The organism is Acidovorax sp. (genome assembly GCF_016783915.1).
GTDB lineage: Bacteria > Pseudomonadota > Gammaproteobacteria > Burkholderiales > Burkholderiaceae_C > Acidovorax.
This window is the reverse complement of sequence record NZ_JADHVT010000225.1, coordinates 1-5,492: the sequence shown is the minus strand read 5'-3', so window position 1 is coordinate 5,492 and position 5,492 is coordinate 1. Positions and strand designations below refer to the sequence as shown.

11 protein-coding genes are annotated in these 5,492 nt (G+C 57.1%); all 11 read left to right on the top strand.

Annotated features, from left to right (window positions below; all coding sequences use genetic code 11):
- The first annotated feature begins 135 nt into the window (after positions 1 to 135).
- The 11 genes from ISS20_RS23275 (at position 136) to ISS20_RS23225 (ending at position 5,460) form a co-directional block, all read left to right on the top strand.
- Positions 136 to 351 (top strand): hypothetical protein, encoded by a 216-nt coding sequence (locus ISS20_RS23275; protein ID WP_291439991.1) that lies wholly within the window; start codon positions 136 to 138, stop codon positions 349 to 351.
- A complete protein-coding gene (locus ISS20_RS23270; protein WP_291439989.1) occupies positions 348 to 635 on the top strand; it encodes a hypothetical protein in 288 nt (95 codons plus the stop codon). Before ISS20_RS23275 ends, ISS20_RS23270 begins: the two co-directional genes overlap by 4 nt.
- Positions 636 to 843: 208 nt before the next feature.
- On the top strand, positions 844 to 1,284 hold the full coding sequence (locus tag ISS20_RS23265) for a hypothetical protein (protein ID WP_291439987.1): 441 nt from the start codon (positions 844 to 846) through the stop codon (positions 1,282 to 1,284).
- A 229-nt stretch (positions 1,285 to 1,513) separates the two neighbouring features.
- Positions 1,514 to 2,164: an ATP-binding protein gene (locus ISS20_RS23260; RefSeq protein WP_291439985.1), complete on the top strand. Its 651-nt coding sequence runs from the start codon at positions 1,514 to 1,516 to the stop codon at positions 2,162 to 2,164.
- A 26-nt stretch (positions 2,165 to 2,190) separates the two neighbouring features.
- Entirely contained in the window at positions 2,191 to 2,838 is a 648-nt protein-coding gene (locus ISS20_RS23255) for a hypothetical protein (RefSeq protein ID WP_291439984.1), read from the top strand.
- Between the two features lie 2 nt (positions 2,839 to 2,840).
- Positions 2,841 to 3,044, top strand: a complete 204-nt coding sequence (locus ISS20_RS23250; protein WP_291439983.1) for a hypothetical protein — start codon at positions 2,841 to 2,843, stop codon at positions 3,042 to 3,044.
- A gap of 455 nt (positions 3,045 to 3,499) precedes the next feature.
- Entirely contained in the window at positions 3,500 to 3,703 is a 204-nt protein-coding gene (locus ISS20_RS23245; protein ID WP_291439981.1) for a hypothetical protein, read from the top strand.
- On the top strand, positions 3,696 to 3,830 hold the full coding sequence (locus ISS20_RS23240) for a hypothetical protein (protein WP_291439979.1): 135 nt from the start codon (positions 3,696 to 3,698) through the stop codon (positions 3,828 to 3,830). Before ISS20_RS23245 ends, ISS20_RS23240 begins: the two co-directional genes overlap by 8 nt.
- Entirely contained in the window at positions 3,820 to 4,326 is a 507-nt protein-coding gene (locus tag ISS20_RS23235; protein WP_291439977.1) for a hypothetical protein, read from the top strand. Before ISS20_RS23240 ends, ISS20_RS23235 begins: the two co-directional genes overlap by 11 nt.
- The gene (locus tag ISS20_RS23230; RefSeq protein ID WP_291439976.1) at positions 4,310 to 4,597 is read left to right on the top strand and encodes a hypothetical protein; all 288 of its coding nucleotides are present in this window, start codon (positions 4,310 to 4,312) and stop codon (positions 4,595 to 4,597) included. Before ISS20_RS23235 ends, ISS20_RS23230 begins: the two co-directional genes overlap by 17 nt.
- A gap of 59 nt (positions 4,598 to 4,656) precedes the next feature.
- A complete protein-coding gene (locus tag ISS20_RS23225) occupies positions 4,657 to 5,460 on the top strand; it encodes a hypothetical protein (RefSeq protein ID WP_291439974.1) in 804 nt (267 codons plus the stop codon).
- The last annotated feature ends 32 nt before the right edge of the window (positions 5,461 to 5,492 follow it).

Genomic DNA, 5,492 nt, shown 5'->3' with positions numbered 1-5,492 from the left:
CTTCGACTTCCGGGACCACGACGCGATTGTTTTCCGTGCGCTGGTGAGCTGTGCCGACAAGGGCGCGCCAGAAGCAAAGGAAGCTCTCGACACGCTGGCCCGGTGGTACGGCGAATGGCACGCGGAGGTGGACGAATGACCCGCACCGAACGCGACCGGCCCGCAGCACTGGCAGCGAGCGAGGCCAGCCAGGCAGCCATCAAGCGGGAGAACGCGCTACGCGATGCCGCGCCGGAGCTGCTGGAGGCGCTTGTTGATGTGATGTTTCGCCACGTCCCATTCGACAACAAATCGGAATACGCAAACAAGGCCCGCTCAGCCATTGCAAAAGCAACAGGAGACACCGAATGATCCGCGCCCCCTCATACCTAGACGACAACACCAGCACCTTTGCCCGCACCTGCCCCGGCTTCGGGAAAACCGCTGCCGAAATGGCCATGGCAATCGAGGTGTACCGAACGCCGCTGCACAAGCGCGTGCTGTGGGCCTTCTGCCGCCACGGCTGGCTGATCGTTCCCGCAGTTCTAGCCGTCCTGATTCTCTCCGGCTGCACATCAGACATAGACGACGCGATTGCAGTGCATGCCGATCTTGCTGATGCGGTGGCGACTGCGGCGAAGGAGGCGGGGAAGTGAAGCGCCTCAAAGAGGCGAATTGGGGAATATCGTGACAAAGATTAGAGATTTAACTGGGCAGAGATTTGGACGATTAGTTGCTCTTACGTTTACCGGCATGGACAAGACAGGAAGAGCAATTTGGTCTTGCGTATGTGATTGCGGCACGACAAAGAATATTGTCGGGTATTGCTTAACAAGAGGCTCGACAAAGAGTTGCGGATGCTGGATGAAAGAACTGCGAGCACAAAGAGCAGATTTTCACGGCAAGTCAGATACCAGAGCGCATTCGATATGGACCAGCATGATGAGCCGTTGTAATAACCCAAATGCAACCGGCTATGCAAGATATGGCGGACGCGGAATCACGGTGTGCGAGAGGTGGAAGAAATTCATATCTTTCCTGGAAGATATGGGCGACCCGCCTGCTGGATATACCTTAGACCGGATAGACAACGACAAAGGTTATTGCAAAGAAAACTGCCGATGGGCCTCGTATATTGAGCAAAACAACAATACAAGGTCCAACAGATACATTACCGCTTTTGGTGAAACAAAAACGCTTGCTGAGTGGGCGAGAGCGCGCGGGATGAAATACATAACCTTACACCGACGAATTCATTTATCAAAGTGGCCCGTAGAAAAAGCAATCACAACCGCAGTGAAGTGAATATGCAATTCATTCAAAGAATTTCTGACGCGGTAGCTCTATATCGCATCTACCGCCAGTGCCACAAACCCATTGCAGCCGCTCGGTATGCGTGGATTGTCTCGGGCGGGTGATTCACAACAACCATGAATTGAGGATGACATGAAACATCCAATGCTTCAGGAATCGTGGGACGAGGCTGCGGCCTGCGCCCAAATTGAATACGACCAATCACACCGAGGAACATCAAATGAGCATAGCCACACTGATTTTGGGCAACAGCGGCAGCGGCAAAAGCACCAGCCTGCGCAATTTGGACCCGACGAAGACGCTGCTGATCCAGTGCATCAAAAAGCCCCTGCCTTTCCGGGCTAGCGGCTGGAAAACGCGCCTCACCCTCAAATCCGAGGGAAACGTGATCCAGACCAGCGACCCCGCCGTGATCGAGCGCATCCTGCAGACGGCCCCGCATGACATCGTGGTGGTGGACGACTACCAGGCCGTGATGGTCAATGAGCTGATGAACCGCAGCACTGAAAAGGGCTACGAGAAGTTCACGGACATTGGCAAGCACGCCTTCAACGTCTTCCAGGCTGCGGGCTCACGGCCCGAGCATCGGAGGGTCTACATCCTGGCCCACACGCAAACCGACGACTTCGGCCAGGTGCGCATGAAGACGGTCGGGAAGATGGTGGACCAGACGCTGGTGCCCGAGGGCTATTTCACCATCGTCCTGCGCACCGAGATCATCAACGGCCAGTACCTGTTTGCCACGCAGACCAACGGCCAGGACTGCTGCAAGTCGCCAATCGACATGTTTGCAGACCAGCACATCCCCAACGACCTAGCCGCTGTCGATGCCGCGATCTGCGACTTCTACGGCATTTCTGAAACCGCCTGATTTCCCAACCACGAAAGCAACCAACCATGTACCAACTCGACACCCAAGCAGCACGCCACGCAGACACAGCAGGCGCAACCATCAAAGAGATCGGCAAGTATGTCGGCGAATTCATTCAAGCCGAGGACATCAAGACCAAGAAGGGCGGGCGCGGCGTCGCGTTTGTCTTCAAGAGCGCTTCGGGCCAGAAGGCCAATTTGGCGATTTACACCACCAGCGCAGACGGTGAACGTTATCAGGGATATGACACACTGATGGCGATCATGACCTGTATGCAGCTGCGCGGCATCAAGCCAGCACCCGGCAAGGTCACCAAGTGGGATTACGAAGCCAAGAAGGAGGTGCAAGAGGACGGGACTCTGTTCCCTGATCTGCACAAGCCAATTGGCGTCCTGCTGGAAACAGAGGACTACGAAAAGCAGGATGGCGGCATCGGGACACGCATGGTCTTGAAGAACGTTTTCCAGCCGGGCACAGAGCTGACGGCCAGCGAGATTCTGGACAAGAAAACGCAGCCGGTGGCGCTGGCAAAGATGGTTGAAGGTTTGCGCCATCGCCCCCTCAAGGGCGCGCGCCCAGCAGCGCAGCGCAGCGCAGAGACTGCCGGTGGACCGCCCGCAGGACATCCCGCGTCCTCTGGCTTTGATGACATGGACGACGATATCCCATTCTGATCATGTCACAGCGCGATTACAAAGCCTACGCCCTATCGCCCAAGGGCAAGGCTGCAAGAGCCAGGGCGCACGCCAAGTACATCGCCAAGCGTAGAGAACTGAATCAACAACCCAAGGCCAGCACTGCACAAGTCGCTGGCCTTCTTACTTCATGGGGTAGAGATGATATTTTGCAACCAATGCAACTCAGACAAATCGCCGGATGATTTTTATGCAAGCTGGAAAACCAGATGCAAAAGCTGCATTCTCAAAAAACAAAGTTCCAGATCGCCGGAGTACGTTTCGTGGCTCAGCATGCGCCAGCGATGCAACGACAAAAATTGCGCGAGCTACAAGGACTACGGGGCTCGCGGGATATCAGTAGCGGAAGAGTGGAATGATTTTTCAACCTTTCTAGCGGACATGGGCAATCGGCCAAGTCGTGCTTACTCAATTGAAAGGCGGAACAACCATCTTGGCTACAGCAAAAGTAATTGCTACTGGGCCCTGAAAGAAGACCAGAACAGGAACAAGCGCAACAACATAAATCTTGAATTTATGGGCCTGCGCCTCCCATTGCGCACATGGGCCATCAAAGTTGGTCTGAGGCCAGGAACACTGTATTCGCGTATCAAGCGGTACGGCTGGTCAATCGAGCGCGCACTAACACAAGGAGTATCTGATGAATGGCGTAACACTGTTTGACGCAGCCCAGGCCGTGCGCGAGTCTGTCAACCAGATCGATCCAGAAACCGGCGAACTGCTGGAAAGCTACACCGAGAGCCGAGAACTGTTCCAGAACAAAGCGGTCGCTTGTGTCGCCTACGCCAAGGAGGAACCCATCGTTGAATACAAGGGCCGCAAGCAAGGAGCAAACCATGACTGAGCCCACTGGATGGCCCCCATCTGTACTGATGCAAGACGACTGCAAGGCGTTGAGCAAATGGCTTGCACAGCGGGCCTGCTGCATCTGCTGGAAGAAGAAAGCCAAGGAGCAACCCCATGACAACTGAACCGACAGATGCGGAGCTGCAAGCCTTGTGGGTGGCCTGTGACCACCCGCTACCTCAGAACTTCGCTCGCGCAGTCCTCGCCAAGTGGGGCACGCCGCCAGCAGTGGCGGGAGAGCCTGACTTCTACACGGCCTGCGCTTGGTATGAGGGCGGCGGTGAAGGCGGATGGATTGCCCTGCCTGGCTACAGCAACGAAACTGAGCACGGAGTGAAGCACCTTGTTCTCGAAGCTGCGCGCAAGGAAGGCTACAAAGGGACGGCGGCGGGTCGCTTGCTTGAGCTTGGTTGGGAGATTCGCCCGGTGTTCCTCACCCCGCAGCCCACCCAGGCGCAGGCCGGGGCGGTGCCGGTGCCGCTGACGGATGAGCAGAAACACGCACGCAACCCATACCGGCACAGTCGCGGCGCTGCCAGCATCTGGCTAGCAGGGTTCGCGGCTGCTGAGTTGTGGTATCGGATCGGCATCAAAGGAGGCCAGCATGGCGCTGACACCTGAACAGATCGACGCGGAGGCGTTTGCCCGCTGGGGTGAAATGAAAGGCGCTCCACTGGCGATGTGTAGAGGCTTCGCCCGCGCCATCGAGGCCGAAGTCCGCAAGGATGACGAGGCGCTTATCAGGCAGATGCTGGAGGCGCTGGATTCATGCGACCCCGGCTTGTACATGGGCACGAATGGCAGTGACACGCCCTACTACGACGCCAGGAAGGTAGGTGCCGCCATCGCTAACGCCCGCGCCCGCCTCGCGCCACCACCACCCACCGCCTGACAGGCACCACACCAACAACCAAGCCCCGCAAGTCGGGGCTTTTTTACGCCCCTACCATCATGCGAATCATCTTTGCTTTTGTCTTTGCGCTGCTGACCGCCTGCGGTGGCGGCGGCTCCCTCTACTCTGACGGTCAATCGAACTACTACGATTTTGACTACACCCACACCCTCGATGAGCCCTATGAAGCTCTTGCCGGTGGTGCGGTTCTCACTCTGCAGGCCCGCATTGTGTGGGCAGGCGAGAAGGGCCAACCGATCACCACAACCCAGCATGTTCCCCTAGGGTTTGTGCAGATCACCGACTCGAACACGGTGAAGAACTCTGATGGTCAGCCCATCTGGACCCATGGGGCCGGGGCGTTTGTCGGTGCCAATGGTCTTGCTTTGGAGCTGTGGCACCGCGTGGACGGTGTGACAGTCGGGACTTTCTGGACGCAGGAGTATGGCCGGTGCGTGTTCACCACGGACGGCAAGGAAACCGGCGCATCGAAGTGCCTGGACGTGTTCCCCAATCCATCTGGTTACCTCACCGCCGCCCCTGGATTTCAACTCAAGAAAGGCGCTCCCTACATCCTGACCATGTACCTGCAGGAAGTCTCACCCGGGCGAATGATGCTCCGGGCCAAGCTGTACGAGGCCACAGAGACAGAGGCTGTGCAGGTTCAGGAGGGGATGGTGACGTTTGACAAGGCCAGCCACTTCCCTGACGCAACCCAGCAACTGCGGGCGGCGATTGCGCGGACGCCTGGCTCCATTGGTGAGCCGGTGGTGAGTTACGAGTTCCTGGGCGATTTGATCGGCTGGGAGGATACGGGGCGCAGGTTTAGCGCCAAGGAATCTGAATGGATGAAGGGGGAATAACCATGACAGTTGCACTTACAGATGACGAAGTG

Coding starts and splice junctions, on each gene's coding strand:
- ISS20_RS23275 (WP_291439991.1), top strand. CDS start 136: ATGACCCGCACCGAACGCGACCGGCCCGCAGCACTGGCAGCGAGCGAG.
- ISS20_RS23270 (WP_291439989.1), top strand. CDS start 348: ATGATCCGCGCCCCCTCATACCTAGACGACAACACCAGCACCTTTGCC.
- ISS20_RS23265 (WP_291439987.1), top strand. CDS start 844: ATGAAAGAACTGCGAGCACAAAGAGCAGATTTTCACGGCAAGTCAGAT.
- ISS20_RS23260 (WP_291439985.1), top strand. CDS start 1,514: ATGAGCATAGCCACACTGATTTTGGGCAACAGCGGCAGCGGCAAAAGC.
- ISS20_RS23255 (WP_291439984.1), top strand. CDS start 2,191: ATGTACCAACTCGACACCCAAGCAGCACGCCACGCAGACACAGCAGGC.
- ISS20_RS23250 (WP_291439983.1), top strand. CDS start 2,841: ATGTCACAGCGCGATTACAAAGCCTACGCCCTATCGCCCAAGGGCAAG.
- ISS20_RS23245 (WP_291439981.1), top strand. CDS start 3,500: ATGAATGGCGTAACACTGTTTGACGCAGCCCAGGCCGTGCGCGAGTCT.
- ISS20_RS23240 (WP_291439979.1), top strand. CDS start 3,696: ATGACTGAGCCCACTGGATGGCCCCCATCTGTACTGATGCAAGACGAC.
- ISS20_RS23235 (WP_291439977.1), top strand. CDS start 3,820: ATGACAACTGAACCGACAGATGCGGAGCTGCAAGCCTTGTGGGTGGCC.
- ISS20_RS23230 (WP_291439976.1), top strand. CDS start 4,310: ATGGCGCTGACACCTGAACAGATCGACGCGGAGGCGTTTGCCCGCTGG.
- ISS20_RS23225 (WP_291439974.1), top strand. CDS start 4,657: ATGCGAATCATCTTTGCTTTTGTCTTTGCGCTGCTGACCGCCTGCGGT.